The organism is Oerskovia merdavium (assembly GCF_014836755.1).
Classification (GTDB): Bacteria; Actinomycetota; Actinomycetes; order Actinomycetales; family Cellulomonadaceae; genus Oerskovia; species Oerskovia merdavium.
In genome coordinates this window covers 25684-49071 of sequence record NZ_JACSQF010000026.1, presented here as the reverse complement: position 1 = coordinate 49071, position 23388 = coordinate 25684, and the positions used below count along the sequence as shown (strand labels likewise).

The window sequence follows — 23388 nt, the reverse complement described above, 5'->3', positions numbered from 1 at the left end:
GAGCACGCCTACTACCTCGACTACCAGAACGTGCGCGCCGACTACGTCACCGCCTGGTGGAACCTCGTCAACTGGGCTGACGCCGACGCACGCCTCACCCGCGCCCGCACCCAGGGCGAAGGCCTCATCATCCCCGCCTGACCCTCGACGTCCCCTCACGGGCCGTACAGCCCCCTTCTCGGGGTGCTGTGCGGCCCGTACGTCGTTCGAGGAAGCCCCCACGCAGCGTTCGGAGCGGAGTGCGGTCGCAGTGCGCTCGATCGAAGGACCCTGGACACCTCGAGGTGTCGCGTCGCGGAGCGCGACGACAAGCACGGCGCCGACGGCAAGGTGCCACGCGGGCGGGCGGGTGGCAGGCACGGGCCCCGTACGCCCCTCCTGTGGCGTCGAACAGTCGTCGCACGGGGTCGGCCCACGGGCGCCGGCACCCGGTGGCCGCGCCGAGCGGCTCGGGCCCGGTGCTGGGCTCTCTCCTACGTCTCTCGCGCTCCTTCACCTCATGGGTGTCCGCTGGACCACAGAGGCTCTCATCGCGGTGGGACCGTATGCCCTCCTGACCTGGATCAGGTCAGGGAATGCTCCGCCGAGGTGGCACGGCCGCCCAGACGGGGCCCACAGGCACGCCACGACACCCCACGGGCGAGTGCAGCGACGGTCCACCTCACGTGCCCGGAAACGCCGACGGGCCCCGCCTCCCAGAGGGAGACGGGGCCCGTCGTGACGTTCGGACGATCAGTGCGCGTGCTGTCCGCGAGAGAACTCGAAGACCCAGCCCACCAGCGCGACCGAACCGAGCACGACGCCGATGCCGAAGATCCACCAGCCCAGGGCGAGCCCCAGGAAGGCGATCGCAGCGGCTGCGGCGATGGCCAGCGGCCACCAGCTCCACGGGGCGTACACGCCCTGGTCGCCGGCGCCCTGCTCGATGAGCCCGTCCGGGTCGTCCTCGGGGCGGGCGTCGATGCGCTTGGCGGTCAGCGCCAGGTAGGCACCGATCATGGCCGCGAGCCCGAAGGTCAGGAAGAGCGCTGCGGAACCGACCGGCTCCCAGTGGCTCCAGAACCCGTAGACGAGCGCCATCAGGAGGAAGAACGGTGCGAGGAAGAGGTGGAGCCTCGATTCGACCTTCACTTGCCGTCCTCCTTCTCGCCGTCGCGCGGCTCGTCGATGATCATGGTCGAGGTCGACGAGCTGGAACGCTCCGTGCCCTCGACCCGGTCCACCGCTGCTGCGGTCTCGCCGCGGCGGTCGGCGTCACCGTAGACCTGCTGCAGGACGCTCGGGTTGGGCTCGGCGTGGTCCATGGCCGCGACCTCGGGGTGGTGCAGGTCGAACGCAGGACGCTCCGAACGGATGCGCGGCAGCGAGGTGAAGTTGTGACGCGGCGGCGGGCAGGAGGTCGCCCACTCGAGCGAGGCCCCGTAGCCCCACGGGTCGTCCACGGTGACCTTGGGCGCGTTGCGCCAGGTCGTGTAGACGTTCCAGAGGAACGGCAGGGTCGACGCGGCGAGGATGAAGGCACCGACCGTCGAGACCTGGTTCATCCACGTGAAGCCCTCCTCCGGCATGTAGTCCGCGTAACGACGCGGCATGCCGGCCACACCCAGCCAGTGCTGGACGAGGAAGGTCGCGTGGAAGCCGATGAACAGCAGCCAGAAGTGCAGCTTGCCGAGCTTCTCGTTGAGCATGCGTCCCGTGAACTTGGGCCACCAGAAGTAGAAGCCCGCGAACATCGCGAACACCACAGTGCCGAAGACCACGTAGTGGAAGTGCGCCACGACGAAGTACGAGTCCGAGAGGCTGAAGTCCAGCGCGGGGCTCGAGAGGATGACGCCCGTGAGACCACCGAAGAGGAACGTCACGAGGAAGCCGATCGACCAGAGCATGGGCGTCTCGAACGTGAGCTTGCCCCGCCACATGGTGCCGATCCAGTTGAAGAACTTCACACCGGTGGGCACGGCGATCAACATGGTCATGAAGGCGAAGAACGGCAGCAGGACCGCGCCCGTGACGTACATGTGGTGCGCCCACACGGTGACCGAGAGGGCCGCGATCGCGATCGTCGCGTAGACCAGACCCTTGTAGCCGAAGATCGGCTTGCGGCTGAAGACCGGCAGGATCTCGGAGACGATGCCGAAGAACGGCAGCGCGATGATGTAGACCTCAGGGTGGCCGAAGAACCAGAAGAGGTGCTGCCAGAGGATGGCACCGCCGTTCTCCGGGTTGAAGATCTGCGCGCCGAGCCTGCGGTCCGCGCCGAGCGCGAACAGGGCCGCGGCGAGCGGCGGGAAGGCCATCAGGACCAGGAGGCTCGTGACGAGCGTGTTCCAGGTGAAGATCGGCATGCGGAACATGGTCATGCCCGGGGCGCGCATCGTGATGATCGTCGTGATGAAGTTGACGGCACCGAGGATGGTTCCGAACCCGGCGAGCGCCAGACCGAAGACCCAGAGGTCCCCTCCGGCTCCTGGACTGAACGTCGTGTTCGACAGTGGCGCATAGGCGAACCAGCCGAACGACGCGGCCCCCTGCGGGGTGAAGAACCCGGCCGAGGCGATGAGCCCACCGAAGAGGTAGAGCCAGTACGCGAACATGTTCAGTCGCGGGAACGCGACGTCGGGCGCACCGATCTGCAGCGGCATGATGACGTTCGCGAAGCCCGCGAACAGCGGGGTCGCGAACAGCAGCAGCATGATCGTGCCGTGCATCGTGAAGAGCTGGTTGTACTGCTCCTTGCTCTGCACGATCTGGATCCCGGGCTCGAAGAGCTCCGCGCGGATCACGAGGGCCATGAGGCCACCGATGCAGAAGAAGATGAACGACGTGATCAGGTACATGTACCCGATCGTCTTGTGGTCGGTCGAGGTGACCCACTTGATGACGGTTCGTCCGAGCGTCTGACGCTTCGGGGCGAGACCGGGAATGACTTCGGCCTGCGCGACCATCAGTTCTCACCTTCCGTGACGACGGGCTGGTTCGGGTCCTGGAGGCGGTTCAGGTCCAGCCCGAGCTCGCCGATCTGGCCCTTGTCCTCGAGCTTCTGCATCTGGGCGTCGTACTCCGCGCGGGAGACCACGGCCACGTTGAAGAGCATGCCCGAGTGGTGCTCACCGCAGAGCTCGGCGCACTTGCCGGCGTAGACACCCTCACGCGTGGGGGTGACCTGGAACTCGTTGGTGCGCTCCGGGATCATGTCCATCTTGTAGAGGAACGCGGGGATCCAGAACGAGTGGATGACGTCACGGGAGTCCAGCTTGAACCGGACCACCTCGTTGACGGGCAGGTACAGCGTCGGCAGCGAGGTCGCGGTGCCCGGGGCACCCTCGATCTCGTCCTCGGAACGGAGGTCTCCGACGTTGGCCTCGTGCTGGCCCGACTCGTAGACGTCGTCCGTGAGGTAGTTGAAGTCCCAGCTCCACTGCTTGCCGATGACCTGGATCTCGACGTCAGGGGTCTCGGAGAGATCCTTGATCGCCGTCATGTCCCGGTCGGTGTAGTAGAAGAGCACGAGAACCATGACGATCGGCACAGCCGTGTACATGATCTCGAGGGGCAGGTGGTAGCGCGTCTGCACGGGCAGGACGTGGTCGTCCTTGCGCTTGCGGTAGGCGGCCACGCACCACAGGATCAGTCCCCACGTGATGACGCCGACGATCAGTGCCGCGATCCAGGACCCGTTCCACAGCGATGTGATGCGGGCGGTCTGGTCGGTCACCTCACCGTCGGAATATCCGGGGAGAAATCCGCGCTGAACGGTCTCACTGGCACAACCGGACGCCACCGCTGCGATCGCGACGGCGGAAGCCGTCGCTCGCAGGATGGTTCGCCGTGTGCGGCTAGGGGATTGCGAGTGCAAGGGGGGCCTTTCACTTCAACGTCCGACAGGGGGGCTCGATCTCTCCACGAGGTCCCCGCAGAACCTTCGTCCTCGACCCACAGAGCCTAGCGCTTGAATGCCCTCCCGCGCGCCGTCAACGCGCCCTGCGAACGTGACGAATCCGCCAACTTTCCCCGAAAACACGGGGTTCGGCACACCTCTGACCGTTCTGTCAGATCGTCGCTTCGCCCGAGCCTCACGCTACCGTGCAGACTGTGAGAAGCCGCCTCGGCACATTCGGCGCATCTCCAATGAAAGTCCGCCGATCGGCAGGCCCGCGGACCACTCCGCACCGCCTTCCACCCCACCCAGGAGCACATGTGACGGATACCACCACTCCCCCGCGCCGGGTCTACCTCGACAACGGGGGCAGGGCGCTCCTTCACCCCCTCGCCCGCACCGCGTTCGACCAGGCGCTCGACGACGGGTGGGCGGACCCTCGCCGCCTCCACGCCGAGGCGCGGCGCGCGGCCGTGCTCCTCGACGGCGCCCGCGAGGCGATCGCCGCGGGCCTGGGAGCCCGCACCGAGGAGGTCCACCTCTCCCCCTCGCACACCTCGTCGCTGCACGCGGCCGTCGGCGCGGTCGCGCTGGGGCGCCGACGCGTCGGGCCGGGGATCGTCGTCTCGGCGGTCGAGCGCGCGGCCGTCCTGCACGCGGCCGAGCTGGCCACGTCCTCGGCGGGCCGCTCCCCCGAGCGAGCCACCGCACAGGCTCCCGCGGCGACCGCTTCCTCGGTGACCGCGGGCGCGACCGACGGGGCCTCGCCCCCTCTCGTGACCGTCCCGGTCGACCGGTTCGGTCGGGTCGACGAGGCCGCGATGATCGAGGCCGTCTCGTCGCCCGGCATCGCGCTCGCCGCGCTCCAGGCCGCCAACGGCGAGGTGGGGACGGTCCAGCCGGTCGGCGCCGTCCACGAGGCCGCCCGCCGCGCGGGGGTCCCGCTCCTCGTGGACGCGGGCGCCGTCGTCGGGCACGCGGAGGTGCCCGGCACCTGGGACCTGCTCGCCGCGGACCCCGGCGACTGGGGCGGCCCCGCCGGGGTCGGTGTGCTCGCGGTGCGCAACCGCGTCCGCTGGCGCCGCAGGTGGCCCGAGGATGCCGACCCCTGGTTCCCGGGCGGCGTGAGCGTCCCCGCGGCCTTCGCCGCGGCCGTGGCCCTCCAGTCCGTCCTGGCCGACCGCGCGGCCCAGGACGCGCGGCGGCGCGCGATCGTCGAGAAGGTGCGGGCCGTCGTCGGGCAGATCCCCGACGTCGAGGTCGTGGGCGAACCCGACGACCGGCTCCCCCACGTCGTGACGTTCTCGTTCCTGTTCGTGGACGGCGAGGCCCTCGTGAGCGAGCTCGACCGTGCGGGCTTCGCGGTCGGGTCCGGCTCGGCGTGCACGTCGAGCTCGCTCGAGCCCAGCCACGTCCTGGCCGCCATGGGCGTCCTCACGCACGGCAACGTCCGCATCGCGCTCGACCGGAGCACGACCGAGGAGGACGTCGACCGCTTCCTCGCGGTCCTGCCGGGCGCAGTGGCCCGCGTGCGCGCCTCGCTCGGGGTGAGCGGGCTGTGAGCCACGAGCCGCTGCCGAGCCCCGAGGTCGTCGACGCACGCGGCCTGCGCTGCCCCCTGCCGGTCATCCGGCTCGCCGCGGTCGCGCGCGACCGTTCGCCGGGCGACGTGCTGACGGTCTGGTCGACCGACCCCGCGGCCCGCCACGACGTACCCGCGTGGGCACGCATGCGCGGGCACGTCGTGGTCGAGAACGCCGTGCTGGACGACGTCGTGGTCGAGACCGCGGGCGACGCGCGCCCCGCGCCCGACGACGCGGGTCCCCCGCGGGCGGCGGCCCAGGAGAGCACCACGAGCGTGCCCGACGGCGGCACGACCTGGGCGATCACGGTCCGCCTGGGCGGGTGAGCGGAAGGCCCGAAGACGCCGACGGCCCGGCCACCGTGAGGTGACCGGGCCGTCGTGGCTCGACCGCTGCGAGGCCGCAGGGCCGGGCGCTGCGGATCAGCCGAACGAACCGCCGCACGCGCAGGCGCTGCCCGCGTTGGGGTTGTCGATCGTAAAGCCCTGCTTCTCGATCGTGTCGGCGAAGTCGATGGTCGCGCCGTCCAGGTAGGGGACGCTCATCTTGTCGACGACGACCTCGACGCCGTCGTAGTCCTTGAGGACGTCGCCGTCCAGGACGCGCTCGTCGAAGTAGAGCTGGTAGATCAGGCCCGAGCATCCGCCGGGCTGGACGGCGACGCGCAGACGCAGGTCGTCGCGGCCCTCCTGCTCGAGGAGGCTGCGGATCTTGCCGGCCGCGAAGTCCGTCAGCAGGACGCCGTGGGTGGCGGTCTCGGTGGTCTCGCTCATCGTGTTCTCCGCACAGTCTTCGGTGGGCTCTCGCCCCGTGGTGTGCCGTCGGCCTGCGGCTCCCGCTCCCGGGCAGGCCGATCGGTCCTCAGGCTTGTCGCATACCCGTCAACACGACGGGTCGTGGTTCTGTTCCCGAGTCTACGACGGCGGCGCCTGCGGCTCGTCGTGAGGCCCACGAGGCGGTCCACGGGCAGCGGACCTCAGGCACCCGGCGCGCGGCCGCTCCACGTGCGGGCCACGCGACCGACGCGGGCCCTCGCCGACGGCTCGTCCCGACCCAGCTCGTAGGTTCCGCTGATCCCCGCGGCCGCCTGCTCGCGCCGGCCGGCGAGCACCTCCCGGGCCAGGACGACGACGGGGAGGCCGAGCGCGGCGGCCCGGCGCGCTACCTCGGGCAGGGGGCCGTCGTGCACGGCCGAGGCATCGAGCACGTCGACGACCACGACCGCCAGATCGGCCGCAGCGACCCGCGCGTCGAGCCCCACCACGTCCGCGACGACCGCGGTGCCGGGCAGCAGCCGTGCCCCGAGGGCCGCGAGGCCGAACCCCAGCCCACCACCGGCCCCTGCCCCGGGCAGCGTCGTGAGGGCCCGGCTCGTCTCGCGGACGGCCTGCGCCGCAGCAGCCGCGGCCTGAGCGACCGGGCCGGCCTGCGCCGTCGGGCCTGCGAGCAGCGAGCGCGGCGCCGCACCCGCCGACGCCTGGGCGAGCGCTCGGGAGACCTCGTGCGCCCAGTGCCCGTGCGCGCGCTCGAGCTCCTGGGCGAGCGCAGCCAGGGCACGGTCCGCGTCCGCGAGCGCGCCGTTCGTCCCGTGCAGGCCCAGCAGGGGCAGGTCGGAGTCCACGGCGCCGACCAGCTCGATCCCCGCGAGGTGCTCGCGTGCCGCGAGCACCTGGGCCGCGTCGGCCGGGCCCACCTCGCCGAGCGCTGCGCCTCCCCGGGTCAGGGGCCCGTCGGGCCCGTTCCCGGTTCCCGCGAGCGCCGCGACCATGCCGGCGCCCGCGTCGTGCGCGCCCAGGCCACCGGTCGCCACGACGACGCGCGACGCGAGCCGTGCGGCCTGCGCGACGACCTGCCCGACGCCGTAGCTCGTCCGGGCGCCCAGGTCGCACTGGTCAGGGTGCGCAGAGGCCCCCGGGGAGTCGTCGGTGAGAGCCGCGCCGGTCGTCGCGCGAAGCGCCGCCGCCTCGACGTACGCGGTGCGCGCGCCGCCCGGCGTGGCCGGTCCGAGGCGGAACGTCACGGGCACGTCCCGCCCGCGGGTGTCGCGGGCGACCGTCACGACCTCGTCCGGGACGCGCTCGGCCAGTGCGCGCAGGAAGCCGTCCGCGCCCGGGTCGAGGACGCACGCGTCGACCAGCGCCCCCGACGACGCCTCCCAGACCGCGCCGACCAGGTCCCGCACCTCGCTTGCGGTGAGCGTGCCGTCGGTCAGTGCGAGCGGTTCCGCGACGGCGAGGAGAAGGCGCATGGCGCGATTGTGCCAGGTCCGCGCACCGTCGGTGGCGGGGGTCACACCGAGCCCGGCCGCGAGACGACCACCTCCCGAGACGGACCTGCTCACGAGACGTGCGCTGCGCCGTCGGGCGGCCCGGAGGAGCTGGACGAACCCCCTCGTCCCGGCCTCGCTGTGCGACGATGTTCCCGTGAGCATCCTGCTGGACAACACCTTTGCGGAACCCGCCCCGTCCCCCCTCCTGCTGCTCGGGCAGGGCCGGGACCTGGCTTCCGAGCGGGGGGTCGAGTGCACCGGCGAGCTGCCGGCGGCGAGCGACCCCGACCTCGTCGAACGTGCCCGCGTGGCCCGCGCCGCGCTCGGCTCGCGAGCCTTCGTCCTGGGCCACCACTACCAGCGCGACGAGGTCATCGACTTCGCCGACGTCACGGGCGACTCGTTCAAGCTCGCGCGCGAGGCCGCGGCCCGCCCCGAGGCCGAGTTCATCCTCTTCTGCGGCGTGCACTTCATGGCGGAGAGCGCCGACATCCTCACCTCGGACGCCCAGCAGGTCGTGCTTCCGGACCTCGCGGCGGGCTGCTCGATGGCCGACATGGCGGCGATCAACCAGGTCGAGGACGCGTGGGAGGTCCTCCAGGACGCCGGGATCGCCGACGTCACGCTCCCTGTCACGTACATGAACTCGACCGCCGCGATCAAGGCCTTCACCGGTCGGCACGGCGGGACCATCTGCACGTCCTCGAACGCCGAGGTCGCGTTGCGGTGGGCGTTCGACCAGGTGGGTGGGGTCGACGGCACCGGCAAGGTCCTGTTCATGCCGGACCAGCACCTCGGCCGCAACACCGCGCTGCTCAAGCTCGGCATGTCCCCCGCGGACTGCGTGGTGTTCGACCCGCGCAAGCCCAACGGTGGCCTGACCGACGCCGAGCTGCGCGACGCGCGCATGATCCTGTGGCGCGGGCACTGCTCGGTGCACGGGCGCTTCTCCGAGCGCAACGTGACCGACATCCGCGCCGCGGTGCCGGGCGTCAACGTCCTGGTCCACCCCGAGTGCAAGAACGAGGTCGTGGAGGCCGCGGACTACGTCGGCTCGACCGAGTACATCATCAAGATGCTCGACGCGGCCGAGCCCGGTTCGTCCTGGGCGATCGGGACCGAGCTCAACCTGGTGCGCCGCGTCGCGCGGGCACACCCGGACAAGCAGGTGCACTACCTCGACTCGACAGTCTGCTTCTGCTCGACCATGAACCGCATCGACCTGCCCCACCTCGTGTGGGCCATGGAGTCGCTCGTCGCGGGCCGCACCGTCAACCGCATCGTGGTCGACGCCGACGACGCCCACTGGGCTCGCGTCGCGCTCGACCAGATGCTCGCCCTTCCCGGGCTGTAGGACCTCCGGCGGGTCCGTCGGCGCACGCCGGCGGGCCCGCCGACCGCACGACCGCACGACTGCACTGCCGCAGAAGAACCGAGGGGTGAGTGATGACCACCGGAAACGGTCTGAGCATCGGCATCTACGTGTTCGACGGGGCCGAAGAGCTCAACGTCGCCGGCCCCTTCGAGGTGTTCACCGCGTGGCGCGAGCGTTCGGCCCTCAAGCCGCGGGTCTCCACGTTCTCGTGGGACGGGCGCGGGGTCAGGCTGGCGCAGGGCCTGCACATGGTGCCCGACCGTTCGGCCGACGACGTCGGTCCCCTCCAGCTCCTGGTCTATCCGGGCGGTCCCGGGGTGCAGCCGCTCGTGGGCGACCGGATCCATCTCGAGTGGCTCCACGCCATGCGCGTCCAGACCCCTCTGCTCGCGAGCGTGTGCACGGGCTCGCTCGTCCTGGCAGCGGCCGGGCTGCTCGCCGGTCGCCCCGCGACGACCCACTGGGACCACTACGACGAGCTGGCCGGGATCGACCCCAGCATCATGGTCGACACCGAGACCCGCTTCGTGGACGACGGCGACGTCGTCACCTCGGCTGGTGTCTCGGCCGGGATCGACATGGCGCTCCACCTGGTCGAGCGGTTCGAGAACGCGGAGGTCGCGGACCAGGTGCGCCACGACCTGCAGTACGAGGGCGCCTGACCCGAGGGTGGGCGCATCGCAGCCGGTCGGACGGACCGGCGCGTCGGTCAGGCGCTCGTGCGCTCCGCGTAGCGACCCGAGCGGTGCGCCCACCGGTCGAACACGACCGTGAGGAACGGCGGCAGGGTCGCCGCGAGGGCGAAGAAGACCGTCAGGAGCGACCACCTCTGGCGGACCGCGACGAGGATCGCGAGGAGGACGTAGGCGATCACGAGCGCGCCGTGGACCGGGCCGAAGACCTTCACGCCGATCTCGGAGGCCTCGGCGATCCACTTGACGTACATCCCGACGAGCAGGCCCGCCCAGGAGAACGCCTCGGCGATCGCGACCGCGCGGAAGGCCCGGACGGTCCAGTGGCGCGAGGTCGTGGGCCGCACGGCCTGGGCGTCGTGCGTGGCGCTGTCGGGCAGGGGGGCGGCGGTCCGGGAGGTCACGGGGGCCATCCTCACACGTCGCCATCGGCGGGCCGAAACCCTGTGGCGCGTCTCCGCGGTGGGGCTCGGCCTCCGGGACTCCTCCGAGATACCTGATACCGCCCGTTCCAGGTTGTACCCTGCGACGGTGACCCGACAGATCCAGCTCACGATCGCCAGCACCCTGCCGCGCAAGGCCGTCCCGGGCCGCGGGGTGCTCGACCCCTCCGTGACGCGCATGCGCGTGCGCCCGGGCGACCTCGACTTCTACCTGCACGTGAACAACGGCGTGTACCTGCAGATGATGGACGTGGCCCGCAGCAACTTCCTCGCCGACCTCGGCGCGTTCGGCCTGCTCCGCGACAAGGGCTGGTACCCCGTCGTGGCCTCCTCGACCATGAAGTACCGCCGCTCGCTCCAGCTGTGGGACCGCTTCGAGATCACCACCCGGGTGCTCGGGTGGGACGAGCGCGTGGTCTACCTCGAGCAGGTCTTCTCCCGGGGCGGCGACCTGTGCGCGCGCGGGCTGATCGCGGGCCGGTTCCTCTCGAAGGCGGGCGACCGCATCCCCGGACCCGACGTCATCGGGCTGCTGGGCGCGGACGTCACGAGCCCCGAGCTCCCCGCGGACGTGCGCGACTGGGCCCAGGCCGTGGACGTCGCGGCCCGCTGACCTCCGGTCGCCCTAGGCTCCGGGCCATGACCGACGAGGTGCTCGAGCACGCCCTGCTGCACGTGGTTCCCGGCCGCGAGCAGGCCTTCGAGGAGGCGTTCGGCACGGCGCGCAGGATCATCGCGTCCGTGCCGGGCTTCCGCGACCTCTCGCTCGGCCGCTGCCTCGAGCGGCCCGCGACGTACCTCCTGCTCGTGCGCTGGGACAGCCTCGAGGCGCACACCGTGGGTTTCCGCGGATCGGCCGGCTACCAGGAGTGGAAGGCACTGCTCCACCCCTTCTACGAGCCGTTCCCGGTCGTCGAGCACTTCCGCGAGGTGTCGTGGGACGAGGCCGTCCCGGCCGCCCGTCCCGCCTGACGCACGGCCGGGGCTCCGGTCACCAGGAAGCCCTCGTGCGACGTGGCGCGGGCGGTGCCCGCCAGTGCCGGTGGGCTCCGCGGAGAGCTGCCGGGAGCCGCCGGCGCTAGACGAGGGCCAGCTCCTTGACCGGCTCGGGCTCGGCGACGTCCGGCTCGTGCGGCACGGACCCGGTGCGCAGCGGCTTGACCCTGTCGATCACCATGACCAGGGCGAGCGACACGACTCCCCAGATCCCGAACGTGACCAGGTGCGAACCGACCGTGTCCCCACCGAAGTAGAGGATCGAGCGGATCGACTCCACGGCGGCCGGCATGGGCAGGATCTCGTGCAGGACCCGGAAGACCTCGGGCTCCATGTAGATCGACAGTCCGCCCCCGGACGCGGGGACCCCGACGAGCATCAGGATGCCGACCGCGGGGACGACCGCGAGCATCCCGATGAGCCGCTCGAGCACCGCGCTGAACATCGCCACGCAGAAGATCGCGACGATCCCCGTACCGAGCAGCGGCCAGAAGTGCCCGCTGATGCTCCCCGTGATCGGCCCGGCGATCAGCCACAGGACCGCCGACATGAACACGGCCCACCCCGCCACGATGGGCACGAGGCGGCGCAGCGGCCGGGACCTCGGCGCGGCGTTGGCCCCCACGATGATGATCATGAAGCCCGACATGACCCAGCCCATGGCCAGGTACATGCTCACCGAGCCCATGGTGTCGGTCGTCGACAGCGGGGCGACGTCCTCGGTCGTGAGCTCCGTCTGCTGCCCGGCGGCGACCTGGCCGAACACGGCCGTGACGACCTGCTTCGCGCTCGCACCGGCTGCCTGGTTGGTCACCAGGGTCGCGCTCGGGTGCTCCGCCGAGGGGAGCACGAAGGCCGCACTGACCGTGCGGTCCTGCACCTGGGTGCGGGCGTCGTCGACCGAGCCCACGGCTCGCAGGTCGAACAGGCCGGGCATGCTCTGGTCCAGCCCGTCGACCGCTTCCTGAGCCTGCTCGACCGTGGACCCGACGACCGCGACGGGCATGTCACGAGGGGTCGGGGACGACATGGCGCCGAGCATGACCGAGATCATCATCGTGACCATGGCGAGCGGGAAGAAGAGCAGCGCGGTGTAGCGCCAGCGGGGCGTCGCGGGCCGGGGCCCGCCGTGCAGCGACGGCACGGTGACGGGCGGCGGGCCCGCGTCCGGGTTGCGGCGCCGCTTGCGGGCGTCGAACGCGAGCGTCAGCACCAGGGCCACGACCGCGCCGACGACCAGGACCATCAGGTGGGAGCCGACGCCCGACCCGTCGAAGTACAGGACCGAGCGGAGCGCCTCGCCGATCGCCGGCATGGGAAGGAACGCGTGCAGGAAGGTGAAGAACTCCGGCATGGTGTAGACGCTCATGCTCATGTTCGAGGCCGGCATGCCCAGCACCGTCAGGAGGAGCATGGCCGCGATCACCGCCATGGGCCCCAGGAAGCGCGTCAGCAGGAGCTGGACCGCTCCGACCGCGAAGACGCCCAGCCAGGCGATGCCCAGCACCTCCGGGGTGTGCCCCTGCACCACGCCGAGCATGGGCCCCGTCACGGTCCAGACGAGCGCCGCGACCAGGGCGGACCAGCCGGCGAGGAGCGGCACGGCCCGACGGAAGCGCAGGAGCTCGGGCGAGTTGGAGAGCGTCACGCTGAAGGGCAGGTAGCCGGCCATGACCAGTGCCGTGGCCAGGAACATCGCCCCCAGGCCCGCCGGGTCGAACGCGGGCAGCGGCGCGAGGTCCTCGGTCCCCAGCGTCAGCCCCTGGGCCAGGACCTGCGGGGCGAGCATGCCCGTGACGGTCGAGGACTGCGACGACCCGGCCGAGCCTGCCGTGTACACCGTCGCCTCGCCGTCGACGATGTGCACGGCTCCCGACACCTCCCGGTCGAGCACGCGCTCGCGGGCCTCCTCGTCCGAACCGACGATACGGACGTCGACCGCGTCGGGGTCGGCGGCCTCGAGCGCCTCGGCGAAGGCCCGCGCGTCCGGGGCCGTGCCCGTGACGGCGATCGGCATGTCGTGCGGCGTCGGGGCGTGCATCGTCCCGAGGTAGCCGCTGATCATCATCGACACCATGACGAGCGGCATGAAGAACATGGCCACGTAGCGGCCGATGGTCTCGGCCTTGGCCCGCTTGAGGGCGGCCGCCTCGGCCGCAGCCTCGGCGGCGCCCTCTGCACCGTCCGTCGTCGGAACGGGCGGCGATGCGGGGTCCGGTAACCCCGTGCCCGAGGTGCGCGGGGGTGTCTGGTTGCTCAAGTGTGTGCTCCTGTACGGCGTGGTGGGAGGGCGACGTGCGGCCCCGTGCGCCGTTGCAAGGGCGCCGCCTCGATGTGCGGCTGGGATGGTCCAACTCGACGAGATTACGCCACGTGGCGTAAAAATGTCACGTGGTGGACGCGAGGGTCCCGCCCAGCGACGCGACGGGCACCCCCGTCGATCAGGTGGCATGATCACCGCACCCGGACTCGAGGCAGGGAGTCCTCGCAGGTCAAGGCCTCGACGGGCCGCGGTCGAGGCGCGCACGGGGACATGAGAGACCATCACGAGAAGAGGCCCACCGCATGGGACAGCACAGCGACCGGGCGCGCGAGACGCTGCTGAACTCGGCCGAGGAGCTCTTCGCCCGCTACGGCATCGACGCGGTGTCCAACCGTCGGATCACCGAGCACGCGGGCACGGCCAACCACTCGGCCATCGCCTACCACTTCGGCGGCCGCGACGAGCTGCTGCGTGCGCTGCTCGACCGGCACCTCGAGGAGATGAACCGGCGCCGGACGGCGCTCGTCGCCACTCTGAGCGACGACGCCGGCGTGCGAGACCTGCTCGCCTGCCTGCTCCTGCCGTGGATCGAGCACCTGGCGTCGCTGCCCGTCCCCAGCTGGCGTGCACGGTTCGTGTTCCAGGTCCGCACGGTCCCCTCGGTCGCCGAGGCGCTGGCCGGACTGACCACGGCGAACCCGGTCGTCGAGGACCTCATCAGCCGTCTGCAGGCGGCTCTGAGCGATCTCCCGCCACGCGTGGTCAGGGGCAGGTTCGAGATCCTCGGCCCCATGACCCTGGGCATCTGCGCGGGGCACGAGGCCCGTGTCCACGAGGGGGCCCCGCCGGCCTGGACCGGGGTCGGCTACTTCCTGATCGACGCGTGCGCAGGCATGCTCTCGGCACCCGTCACGCACCCCGACGACTACCTCACGGTCCCCAGCACACCGTTCCTCCTGTGACCCGGTGAGTCCGTCCGCCCTCTTCGACGGCCCCGCTCACCCCTGCGCGGCCAGCCACTCCCTGACGTCCTCGAGCTGCGTCAGGATCGTGGTCAGGTCCTGCGTGAGGTGCTGACCTCGCGCGGCCGCGACGCAGCGGTCGACCTCGTCGAGCATGCGTCGGGCCGTCCCGGCGTCGTCGAGGCGCACGGCCAGCTCGGCCCGGTAGGCCTGGGCCTCGACCCGGTCGCGCGCCGACGCCCCGGCGTCCCCGAGGGCCTCCTCGCGCCGCAGCGCTCCGTCGAGGATCTTCGCGGCCTGCCCGACGTCGCCGCGCGAGTCCGCCTGGACCACCGCGTTCGAGACGGCTCGCAGCAGGCGGGACTCACCCTCCAAGGCCGCGCCGAGCTCGGCCGCGTCGACGGCCGGCACGTCGGGCACGGAGCCGGTCGCCTCGGCTGCGTCGACCGTGTCGCCCGCCGGACCGTCGCCGGCCCGCCGCACGACGCGGATCCAGTTGCCCGAGGGGTCCACCAGGCTGAAGCCGCTCAGCCCGTCGGCGTTCGCCCGGCGGCGAGGCCTGGTGATCCGGGGGAACCCGCTCAGGGGGAGCCTCCCGTGGGCAGCGCGCAGGCCCGCTGCCCACGCGTCGTACAACGGCTCGGTGTCGTCGACCACGACGAGGCACGAGCCGTACGAGTCCTCCGGCCGGAAGCCCTCGATCCCGAAGTAGTGCAGGTCGATCCCCTCCCGCCGGAGCGCGAGGTACGGGTTCGGCCGGGTCTGCCGGTAGGTGACCTCGAACCCGAGAGCCGCAGCGAAGTCGCCGATCTCGTCGATCGACGCGCACGGCAGCAGGGGGACCATCGACTCGTTCGCCATGTCCCCATCCCACCACCAGGCACAGGAGTCGACCACCGCCCGGCCCCGACCTGCGCGACCGGGGCACGCGGCGAGACGACCGCACGCGGAGGGGACGCCGTCGGGCGGGCCCTGGTCGCGGCACGACGGCCCTCCCTTGCGCGCGCCTCGGTGGGCGCCCCGGCTCGGCCCGCGGGGACTCCCCAGCAGGTCAGGCCGCGACCACTCCTCCAGATCAGGCCGCAGCCGCTCCCCCTCCTCAGGCCGCGACCGCTCCTCCAGATCAGGCCGCAGCCGCCTGGGCCACCCGCACCATGTTTCCCGACGGGTCCCTGAACGCGCAGTCGTGCGGTCCCCAGTCCTGGTCCATGGGCTCCTGGAGGACCTCGGCCCCCGAGGCCCGGACGGTCTCGAAGAGCGCGTCGACGTCGTCGGTCTCGAACACGAGGATCGGCAGGACACCCTTGATCATGAGCTCCTGGAGCGCGTCCCCGTCGGCCTGCGACCGGCCCGCGTGCGGGGCCGAGAGCACGATCCCGAGCCCCGGCTGCACGTCGGAACCGAGGGTCACCCAGCGGAACCCGCCCGCGCCCACGTCGTTGTGCACCTTGAGGCCGAGCGCGTCGCCGTAGAAGGTGATCGACTCGTCGACGTCGTTGACGGTGATGTTGCAGAACTTCAGCGAGATGGTCATGACGGCGACTCTAGGACGAGGCCCGTGCGCTCGCTTCTCCGATCCTGCTCGATGCTCGCGCGGCCGTGCCGGACGTGCCGGACGGGCCCGTCGCGCCCCGGGCCGGGCGCGTGACGACCTGCGCGACGCACGGGGGCATCGCCTTCACGGCGGCGTGCTCGCGGCTCCGGTACACCGACGGGGGCTCGCCCACGATCTCCGCGAACTTCGCGCTGAACGAACCGAGCGACGTACACCCCACGGCCATGCACGCGTCCGTGACGCTCGCGCCGCCGCGCAGCAGGGCCATGGCGCGCTCGATCCGGCGCGTCATGAGGTAGCAGTAGGGCGTCTCGCCGTAGGCCGCACGGAACCGCCGCGAGAAGTGCGCCGGCGACATGAGCGCCTTGCGCGCCATGGTCGGGACGTCGAGCGGCGCCGCGTACTCCCGGTCCATCAGGTCGCGGGCGCGGCGCAGCAGGACGAGCTCCTCGAGCTCCTGCGGGGTCATGCTCCGAACGTAGCACCGGGCCCCCTCGGCCGGCCGCCCCGAGGCAAGGTCCAGGGCGACCGTCGGTCCGACGGCGTCCCGGACCCGGCCCCGGGTCGTCAGGAGCGCGGGGCCTCAGCCCTGCGCGAGCCTCGTGAGCAGCAGCGCCTCGGCCAGGACGACCTTCTCGAGCTCGCCCAGGTGGACGGACTCGTTGGCACCGTGAGCACGCGAGTCAGGGTCTTCGACACCCGTGACCAGGATCGCCGCGTCCGGGAAGACGTCGAGCAGGTCGGCGATGAACGGGATCGAGCCGCCGATGCCGATGTCGACCGGCGCGGTGCCCCACGACGTCTCGAAGGCCCAGCGCGCGGCCTGCATCGCCGTCGAGTCGGTCGGCGCCTGGAAGGGCTTGCCGAGCTCGCCGTCACGGACCGTGACCTGCGCTCCGAAGGGAGCGTTCGACTCGAGGTGCGTGCGCAGCGCGGCGAGCGCGGCGACGGGGTCCTGGCCGGGCGCGATGCGCAGCGAGAGCTTCGCGGTCGCGCGCGGGGTCAGCGTGTTGGACGCGTGCGCGACGCTCGGTGCGTCGATCCCGATGACCGACAGCGCGGGCTTGGTCCACAACCGGCCGGACAGCGCGCCCTCCCCCGCGAGGCGCACCCCGTCGAGGACCGAGGAGTCGGCGCGGAAGTCCGCCTCCTCGTAGTCGACGCTCGGGTCCGGCGCGGACACCAGCCCGTCGACCGCGACGTTGCCCTGGTCGTCGTGCAGGGTCGTGATGAGGCGCGCGAGCAGCGTGAGCGCGTCGAGGACCGGGCCGCCGAACATGCCCGAGTGGACTGCGTGCCCCAGCACGGCGACCTCGACCTCGCAGTCGACGAGCCCGCGCAGGCTCGTCGTGAGCCCTGGGACCCCGACCTTCCAGTTCGAGGAGTCCGCGACGACGATCACGTCGGCCGCGAGCAGGTCCTCGTACTGGTGCAGGAAGGGCAGGAAGCTCGGCGAGCCGACCTCCTCCTCGCCCTCGACGAAGACCGTGACACCGATCGGCAGGTCGTCCCCGAGCGCGGCGAGGGCACGCAGCGCACCGACGTGCGCGACGATCCCGGCCTTGTCGTCGGCCGCACCGCGGCCGAACAGGCGACCGTCGACCTCGGTCGGGACGAACGGGTCGGTGTCCCACGCGGCGGCGTCGCCCGGGGGCTGGACGTCGTGGTGCGCGTAGAGCAGGACCGTGGGTGCGCCCTCGGGGGCCGGGCGGCGCGCGACGACCGCGGGCGCGCCGAGCGGGCCGGCGACCCCGGTCGCCTGCAGGATCTGCACCTCGGGCAGGCCTGCCCCGCGCAGGAGCTCGGCCACGGCCTCGGCGCTCGCCGCGACGTGCGCCTGGTCGAAGGCCGCGTTCGACACGGACGGGATGCGCACGAGCGCCTCGAGGTCCTCGCGCAGGGCGGGGAAGAGGTCGGCGACCCGGGCGCGCAGGTGAGCGACGTCGTCGGGCTCGGAAGGAGTACTGGTTCCTGGTGTGCTGTTCACCCGGCCAACGCTACCCGCCGGTACGTTCCCGGTCCGGCCCGCACCCGTGACGAGGCAGCCCCCGTCCTCGACTACGCTGGACCTGTGTTCTCACGCAACAAGTCCTCCGCGCCCTCGTCGAACGACGCCCCCGATCCCGTCGCCGCTGCGGCCGAGATCGAGAAGGCCGGCGGCAAGGGCAGGCCGACGCCCAAGCGCAAGGTCTCCGAGGCCGCCAACAAGCGCCCGCTCGTGCCCTCGGACCGCAAGTCGGCGGCCAAGACGGCGCGCCAGCAGCAGCGTGACGCACGCGACCGCCAGTTCCAGGCCATGCAGACGGGCGACGAGCGCTACATGCCTGCCCGGGACAAGGGCCCCGTCAAGCGCTACGTGCGCGACTACGTGGACGCCCGCTGGAACCTGGGCGAGTTCTTCTTGCCCGTGGCCCTGGTGTTCATCGTCCTGACGTTCGTGTTCAACCAGAACCTGAACATGGCGACGATCATCATCTTCGTGCTCTACGGGATCGTGCTCATCACGATCATCGACGCGTTCATCATGTGGCGTTCGCTCAAGAAGCGCCTGATCGCGAAGTTCGGGCCGAGCGCCCCCAAGGGCAACGCCATGTACGCCATGATGCGCGCGTTCCAGCTGCGCCGCGCGCGCCTGCCCAAGCCCATGCACAAGAAGCACGGCTCCTTCCCCGAGTAGTCGCCGGCCGGTCCGCCGGACGGACCGGAGTTGCACCGAGGTGCCCCGGGCAACCTAGTGTTGTCCCCATGCCCAACTACCGCTTCCTCGGCAACTCCGGTCTCAAGATCTCCGAGATCACCTACGGCAACTGGCTCACCCACGGCTCGCAGGTCGAGAACGACGTCGCCACCCAGTGCGTCCACGCCGCGCTCGACGCCGGCATCACCACGTTCGACACCGCGGACGTCTACGCGAACACCAAGGCCGAGCAGGTCCTCGGCGACGCCCTCAAGGGCCAGCGCCGCGAGTCGCTCGAGATCTTCACCAAGGTCTACTGGCCCACGGGCCCCGGCGGGGCCAACGACTCGGGCCTGTCGCGCAAGCACGTCATGGAGTCCATCAACGGCTCGCTCCAGCGCCTCGGCACCGACTACGTCGACCTCTACCAGGCGCACCGCTTCGACCAGTCGACCCCGCTCGAGGAGACGATGCAGGCGTTCGCCGACATCGTCCGCCAGGGCAAGGCCCTCTACATCGGCGTGAGCGAGTGGACCGCGGACCAGATCCGTGCGGGTCACGCCCTGTCGAAGGAGCTCGGCTTCCAGCTCATCTCGTCCCAGCCCCAGTACTCGATGCTGTGGCGCGTCATCGAGGACGAGGTCGTCCCGACCTCGCGCGAGCTGGGCCTGTCCCAGATCGTCTGGTCCCCCGTCGCCCAGGGCGTCCTGTCCGGCAAGTACCTGCCCGGCCAGCCCGCCCCGGCGGGTTCGCGCGCCACGGACGCCAACGGCTCGCGCTTCATCCAGCAGTTCATGACCGAGGACGTGCTCACGCGCGTCCAGCAGCTCAAGGCCGTCGCCGACGAGCTGGGTCTGACGCAGGCACAGCTCGCGGTCGCGTGGGTCCTGCAGAACGACAACGTCGCTGCCGCCCTGATCGGCGCCTCGCGCCCCGAGCAGGTCGCCGAGAACGTCAAGGCCTCGGGCGTGGTCATCCCCGCCGAGCTCATGACGAAGATCGACGAGATCCTCGGCGACGTCGTCGAGCGCGACGCCGGCAAGACCGCCGCCGGAGCCCCCGGACCGCGCTGACCCTTGCTCGCTGGCCCTGCGGCCTGACCGCAAGGCCGATCCCCCGACGGCGGCCCCGGGTGCTCACCGAGCGCCCGGGGCCGCCGTCGTCGTGCCGGGACTCCCGCCGTGGCCGGTGCGCGGTACACCCTGGCCCCACAGCACCCCCTCGCCCGACCTACGGTGTCAGGGTGTCCTCACCTTGCTTCCCGGCCCGCGTCGTCACGGCGACGCGCATCACGCCGCACATGGTCCGTGTCCATCTCGAGGTCGTCGGCGACTGGCGGTGGACGACCGACGGGCAGGGCGACGAACGCATCGACCTCGCCTTCCCGTTCCCCGGCGAGACCGTCGCCGAGATCGCCTTCTTCAACCAGGACGACTACGGGGTCGTGCCCGTCGAGGGCATCGAGCCCCCGTGGCGTCACTACACGGCCCGCCGCGTGCACGACGCGGGCCGGACGATCGTGGTCGACCTCGCGGTGCACGACGGCGGCCTCGCGTCCGACTGGGCCGTGCGCGCCGAGCCGGGCCACGTGCTGGGCGTCTTCGCGGGCGGAGACTCGCGCAGCTACTACGACGCCCCCGCCGATGCCGAGTGGCGTCTGCTCGTCGCCGACCCCACGGGCCTGCCGGGTCTGGGGCGCATCGTCGAGGAGCTCCCGGCCGGGGCCGTCGCGCACGCGGTCGTCGAGGTCCCCACGCTCGAGGACCGCCAGAAGCTCGAGACCCGGGGCGACGTGACCTACACCTGGCTCGTCACGGCCGAGGGCGCCCGCACGGGCACCGCGCTCGTCGAGGCCGTGCGCGGCCTGTCCGTCCGGACGACGCCGGGCTACGCATGGGTCGCGTGCGAGAGCGCCGCGAGCCGTGACGTCCGCCGCACCCTGCGCACCGCCTGGGGCATGCCGCGCGACCGGCACCAGGTCGTCGGGTACTGGACCGCGGGAGCCGTCAACGTGCGCGCGGACCGCGACGACGAGGACGCGCAGCCGCACGAGCACGACCACGAGCACGACCACGAGCACGACCACGCCGAGCACGAGCACGCCGAGCCCGCGCACCAGCACTAGGCCCCGCCGGGGCGCCAAAGTGGCGGCCCGGCCGTCCGACTGCCCGACGACGGAGCGCACCCGCGCGCCCCGGGTGCGCTCCGTCGTCGGGCTTCCCCCTCGTGGGAGAGCGTTCGCGACGACCGGTCGCGGAACCGCGGCGAACGAGCCTAGGCAGCGTTGGGCTCAGGCTCGCCCGCTTCCCCTCCCAGACCGTCCGTGCCGCGCGTGCCGCGCGTACCCTCGACCGGCCCCGGGCCGACGGCCCCGTCCGCCGACGCGACGTCCTCCGTGAGGTGCGCGACGCCGTCGGCCACCTCGACCGGGACGACCGCCGGACGCAGGTGCGGCGCGAGCCGCCTCGCCGCGACCTGGACGACGGGGCCGACGCCCAGCGCATAGAGGACCGTCGCCCACCCGAGCGTCCCGCCCAGCGCGAACCCGATCGCGACCACGAGGACCTCGATCGCGGTCTTGACGCGCCGCACGGGCCAGCCCGTGCGGGCGACCAGGCCCGTCATGAGGCCGTCCCGCGGACCGGGTCCGAGCCGCGCGCCGAGGTAGGCGGCGGTCGCGACGCCGTTGAGGACCACGCCCGCGACCGCGAGCGCCACCCGGCCGACCGTCGTGGGGTCGGGGTCGATGCGCTCGAGCAGCAGCAGGAACGGGTCGAGGGTCGCGCCGATCACGACGATGTTGGCGATCGTGCCGATCCCGGGGCGCTGGCGCAGCGGGATCCACAGCAGCATGACCACGACGCTCGCGGCCACGACGACCACCCCGAGCGGGAGCCCCGTGCGCAGGGCGACCCCCTGGTGGAAGACGTCCCACGGCATGGCGCCCATGCCCGAGTGGAGGAGCATGGCCATGGTCAGCGAGAAGCCGAAGAGCCCGAGCGCGAGCTGGAGGGTGCTGCGGAGGGGGCTGAAGCCCTGAGTGATCGACACTCCCCCACTGTGCGGCATCAATGGACTGGTAATCCATAGCCAATTCGGCGAGAGTGGCCCCATGTCCACCTCGCTCGCCGCGCCCGCTCCCACGCTCCCTCCGGTGCACCGCCGGCTCTCTGCACCAGCGCTCGGCGCGCTCATCACGGGGTGGCAGACCGAGGGGCCCGCGTACGTCGCGCTCGCCGACGCGGTGCGTGGCGCGGTCCTGTCCGGCACGGTCGCCCCGCACACGCGCCTGCCGAGCGAGCGCGACCTCGCCGGGGCCCTGGGCGTGTCCCGGACCACCACGGCCGCGGCCTACGCGGCGCTGCGCGAGCGCGGGTTCGTCACGAGCCGCACGGGCGTCGGGACGGTCGCGGTCCTGCCGCGCCCCACGCGCCGCTCCCAGCCCCGGTGGTGCGGCGGTGACGCCCCGGTCCCCGTGGGCGTCGAGCCACCCGACGACCTGGTGGACCTGGGCCAGGCCGCCCCCGCCGCCCCGCCCCAGCTCCACGCGGCCTACGGGCGCGCGCTCGAGGCCCTGCCCGACTACCTGTCGGGCCGCGGGTACGAGCCGCTCGGCCTCCAGCCGCTGCGCGAGGCGATCGCGCACCGGCTCACCGAACGCGGCACCCCCACGACCCCCGACCAGGTCCTCGTCACCACGGGCGCCCAGCACGCGATCTCGACGATCGCGCAGTCGGTCCTCGGCCCGCGCGACCGGGTCGTGGTCCAGTCCCCCACGTACGCGCACGGCATCGAGGCCATGGTCGGGCGCGGGGCGCGCGTCGTCGGGTTCCCCGTGGGAGCAGGGCTGCCGGGCGACGGCCCGGGCTTCGACGTCGCGCTCTTCGAGTCGACGGTCCGCGCGGCCACCCCGCGGCTCGCCTACCTGATCCCCGACTTCCACAACCCCACGGGGTACAGCCTCACGCCCGACGAGCGTGCCGAGGTGCGCCGCATCGCGCTGCGCCACCGCGTGACCGTGATCGGCGACGAGACGCTCTCGGACATCGCGCTCGACGGCCCCGCGCCCGAGCCGCTCGCGGGCGACGGGTCGGCGACGAGCCACCTGCTCACGGTGGGGTCGGCGTCCAAGACCTTCTGGGGCGGGCTGCGCGTGGGGTGGGTCAGTGCGCACCCCGACGTCGTCGCGCACCTCGCCCGGACCCGTGCGGCGAGCGACATCGCGACCTCGGTCCTCGAGCAGCTCGCGGTGACCGAGCTGCTCGCCCGACGCGAGGAGGTCCTCGCGGAGCGGCTTCCCCTGCTGCGCTCGCAGCGGGATCTGCTGCGCTCGGCCGTCACGGCCGCGGTGCCGTCGTGGCGCGTGGCGTCGCCCGCGGGCGGGTTGTCGTTGTGGATCGACCTGGGGCGTCCGCTCGCGCACGCCCTGACCGCGGCGGCGGCCGTGCGCGGCGTGGTGATCAACCCGGGGCCGTCCCTCACGCCCGACGGCGGAGCGACCTCGCGCGTCCGGCTCACCTTCGCGCCGGACGCCGAGGCGATCGGGCGGGCCGTGCCCCGGTTGGCGGCCGCGTGGGAGCACGTCGTGGGGTAGGTCGTCGTGGGCTAGGTCGTCGTCGGGTAGGTCGTCGTGGGCGGGGGACGGGTCGGTCTGGTCTCGGTGCCGAGCATGCGGTTGTCGTCGCGAATCGCCTCC

24 protein-coding genes are annotated in these 23388 nt (G+C 72.2%); 12 read left to right on the top strand and 12 right to left on the bottom strand.

From position 1 onward, the window contains the following. On the top strand, nt 1-141 hold a 141-nt coding region (locus tag H9641_RS18510), incomplete at its 5' end, for a Fe-Mn family superoxide dismutase (protein WP_225220707.1). A gap of 591 nt (nt 142-732) precedes the next feature. Here H9641_RS18510 and H9641_RS18505 read toward each other — a convergent pair. From H9641_RS18505 to ctaC, 3 genes are read right to left on the bottom strand one after another with little or no spacing between them, the layout of a single operon-like run. After that, nucleotides 733-1131 carry a cytochrome c oxidase subunit 4 gene (locus tag H9641_RS18505; protein WP_191805877.1) on the bottom strand — a complete coding sequence of 133 codons (399 nt, stop codon included), beginning with the start codon at nt 1129-1131 and terminating at the stop codon, nt 733-735. Continuing rightward, the gene (gene ctaD / locus H9641_RS18500) at nt 1128-2945 is read right to left on the bottom strand and encodes an aa3-type cytochrome oxidase subunit I (protein ID WP_068627777.1); all 1818 of its coding nucleotides are present in this window, start codon (nt 2943-2945) and stop codon (nt 1128-1130) included. The genes H9641_RS18505 and ctaD overlap by 4 nt, the downstream gene beginning before the upstream one ends. Further along, complete coding sequence (gene ctaC, locus H9641_RS18495) at nt 2945-3856, bottom strand: aa3-type cytochrome oxidase subunit II (RefSeq protein WP_191805876.1); 912 nt, start codon at nt 3854-3856, stop codon at nt 2945-2947. Before ctaC ends, ctaD begins: the two co-directional genes overlap by 1 nt. Nucleotides 3857-4197: 341 nt before the next feature. On the opposite strand from ctaC, the gene H9641_RS18490 reads away from it, so the two are divergent. Both H9641_RS18490 and H9641_RS20835 read left to right on the top strand, forming a co-directional pair. Continuing rightward, nucleotides 4198-5439 carry a cysteine desulfurase family protein gene (locus tag H9641_RS18490; RefSeq protein WP_318244688.1) on the top strand — a complete coding sequence of 414 codons (1242 nt, stop codon included), beginning with the start codon at nt 4198-4200 and terminating at the stop codon, nt 5437-5439. Continuing rightward, a complete protein-coding gene (locus H9641_RS20835) occupies nt 5436-5786 on the top strand; it encodes a sulfurtransferase TusA family protein (RefSeq protein ID WP_318244687.1) in 351 nt (116 codons plus the stop codon). Before H9641_RS18490 ends, H9641_RS20835 begins: the two co-directional genes overlap by 4 nt. 96 nt (nt 5787-5882) lie before the next feature. Here H9641_RS20835 and H9641_RS18480 read toward each other — a convergent pair whose 3' ends face one another. Continuing rightward, entirely contained in the window at nt 5883-6233 is a 351-nt protein-coding gene (locus H9641_RS18480) for a HesB/IscA family protein (protein ID WP_056651260.1), read from the bottom strand. A gap of 203 nt (nt 6234-6436) precedes the next feature. Beyond that, a complete protein-coding gene (locus H9641_RS18475; protein ID WP_191805874.1) occupies nt 6437-7708 on the bottom strand; it encodes a glycerate kinase in 1272 nt (423 codons plus the stop codon). A gap of 184 nt (nt 7709-7892) precedes the next feature. Between H9641_RS18475 and nadA the strand changes: the two genes are divergently transcribed. Both nadA and H9641_RS18465 read left to right on the top strand, forming a co-directional pair. Beyond that, the gene (gene nadA / locus H9641_RS18470) at nt 7893-9083 is read left to right on the top strand and encodes a quinolinate synthase NadA (protein WP_225220705.1); all 1191 of its coding nucleotides are present in this window, start codon (nt 7893-7895) and stop codon (nt 9081-9083) included. A 92-nt stretch (nt 9084-9175) separates the two neighbouring features. Further along, a complete protein-coding gene (locus tag H9641_RS18465) occupies nt 9176-9766 on the top strand; it encodes a DJ-1/PfpI family protein (protein WP_191805872.1) in 591 nt (196 codons plus the stop codon). A gap of 47 nt (nt 9767-9813) precedes the next feature. Here H9641_RS18465 and H9641_RS18460 read toward each other — a convergent pair whose 3' ends face one another. Further along, nucleotides 9814-10200 carry a DUF3817 domain-containing protein gene (locus H9641_RS18460; protein WP_318244686.1) on the bottom strand — a complete coding sequence of 129 codons (387 nt, stop codon included), beginning with the start codon at nt 10198-10200 and terminating at the stop codon, nt 9814-9816. 127 nt (nt 10201-10327) lie between these two features. Here H9641_RS18460 and H9641_RS18455 point away from each other — a divergent pair, with 127 nt between their 5' ends. Both H9641_RS18455 and H9641_RS18450 read left to right on the top strand, forming a co-directional pair. After that, on the top strand, nt 10328-10852 hold the full coding sequence (locus H9641_RS18455) for an acyl-CoA thioesterase (protein ID WP_191805870.1): 525 nt from the start codon (nt 10328-10330) through the stop codon (nt 10850-10852). A gap of 26 nt (nt 10853-10878) precedes the next feature. Next, a complete protein-coding gene (locus H9641_RS18450; RefSeq protein WP_191805869.1) occupies nt 10879-11211 on the top strand; it encodes an antibiotic biosynthesis monooxygenase family protein in 333 nt (110 codons plus the stop codon). Nucleotides 11212-11317: 106 nt separating this feature from the next. Here H9641_RS18450 and H9641_RS18445 read toward each other — a convergent pair whose 3' ends face one another. After that, entirely contained in the window at nt 11318-13495 is a 2178-nt protein-coding gene (locus tag H9641_RS18445; protein WP_225220696.1) for an ABC transporter permease, read from the bottom strand. A gap of 305 nt (nt 13496-13800) precedes the next feature. On the opposite strand from H9641_RS18445, the gene H9641_RS18440 reads away from it, so the two are divergent. Continuing rightward, nucleotides 13801-14460: a TetR/AcrR family transcriptional regulator gene (locus H9641_RS18440; RefSeq protein WP_191805868.1), complete on the top strand. Its 660-nt coding sequence runs from the start codon at nt 13801-13803 to the stop codon at nt 14458-14460. Nucleotides 14461-14496: 36 nt separating this feature from the next. Here the strand turns inward: H9641_RS18440 and H9641_RS18435 are convergent, their stop codons facing one another. The 4 genes from H9641_RS18435 to H9641_RS18420 form a co-directional block, all read right to left on the bottom strand. Then, nucleotides 14497-15321, bottom strand: a complete 825-nt coding sequence (locus H9641_RS18435; RefSeq protein ID WP_191805867.1) for a VOC family protein — start codon at nt 15319-15321, stop codon at nt 14497-14499. 262 nt (nt 15322-15583) lie between these two features. Further along, nucleotides 15584-15994, bottom strand: coding sequence for a VOC family protein (locus H9641_RS18430; RefSeq protein WP_191805866.1), 411 nt, complete (start codon nt 15992-15994; stop codon nt 15584-15586). Between the two features lie 10 nt (nt 15995-16004). Then, nucleotides 16005-16484, bottom strand: coding sequence for a helix-turn-helix transcriptional regulator (locus H9641_RS18425; RefSeq protein ID WP_191805865.1), 480 nt, complete (start codon nt 16482-16484; stop codon nt 16005-16007). Between the two features lie 114 nt (nt 16485-16598). Next, complete coding sequence (locus tag H9641_RS18420) at nt 16599-18002, bottom strand: dipeptidase (protein ID WP_191805864.1); 1404 nt, start codon at nt 18000-18002, stop codon at nt 16599-16601. 84 nt (nt 18003-18086) lie between these two features. On the opposite strand from H9641_RS18420, the gene H9641_RS18415 reads away from it, so the two are divergent. From H9641_RS18415 to H9641_RS18405, 3 genes are all read left to right on the top strand, one after another. Next, the gene (locus H9641_RS18415) at nt 18087-18692 is read left to right on the top strand and encodes a DUF3043 domain-containing protein (protein WP_191805863.1); all 606 of its coding nucleotides are present in this window, start codon (nt 18087-18089) and stop codon (nt 18690-18692) included. A gap of 68 nt (nt 18693-18760) precedes the next feature. Beyond that, on the top strand, nt 18761-19765 hold the full coding sequence (locus H9641_RS18410; RefSeq protein ID WP_191805862.1) for an aldo/keto reductase family protein: 1005 nt from the start codon (nt 18761-18763) through the stop codon (nt 19763-19765). A 170-nt stretch (nt 19766-19935) separates the two neighbouring features. Next, the gene (locus H9641_RS18405; protein WP_318244685.1) at nt 19936-20817 is read left to right on the top strand and encodes a siderophore-interacting protein; all 882 of its coding nucleotides are present in this window, start codon (nt 19936-19938) and stop codon (nt 20815-20817) included. Between the two features lie 149 nt (nt 20818-20966). Here the strand turns inward: H9641_RS18405 and yczE are convergent, their stop codons facing one another. Further along, on the bottom strand, nt 20967-21743 hold the full coding sequence (gene yczE / locus H9641_RS18400; protein ID WP_191805861.1) for a membrane protein YczE: 777 nt from the start codon (nt 21741-21743) through the stop codon (nt 20967-20969). Between the two features lie 61 nt (nt 21744-21804). Here yczE and yczR point away from each other — a divergent pair, with 61 nt between their 5' ends. Beyond that, complete coding sequence (yczR, locus tag H9641_RS18395; RefSeq protein WP_191805860.1) at nt 21805-23286, top strand: MocR-like transcription factor YczR; 1482 nt, start codon at nt 21805-21807, stop codon at nt 23284-23286. Nucleotides 23287-23388 lie beyond the last annotated feature (102 nt).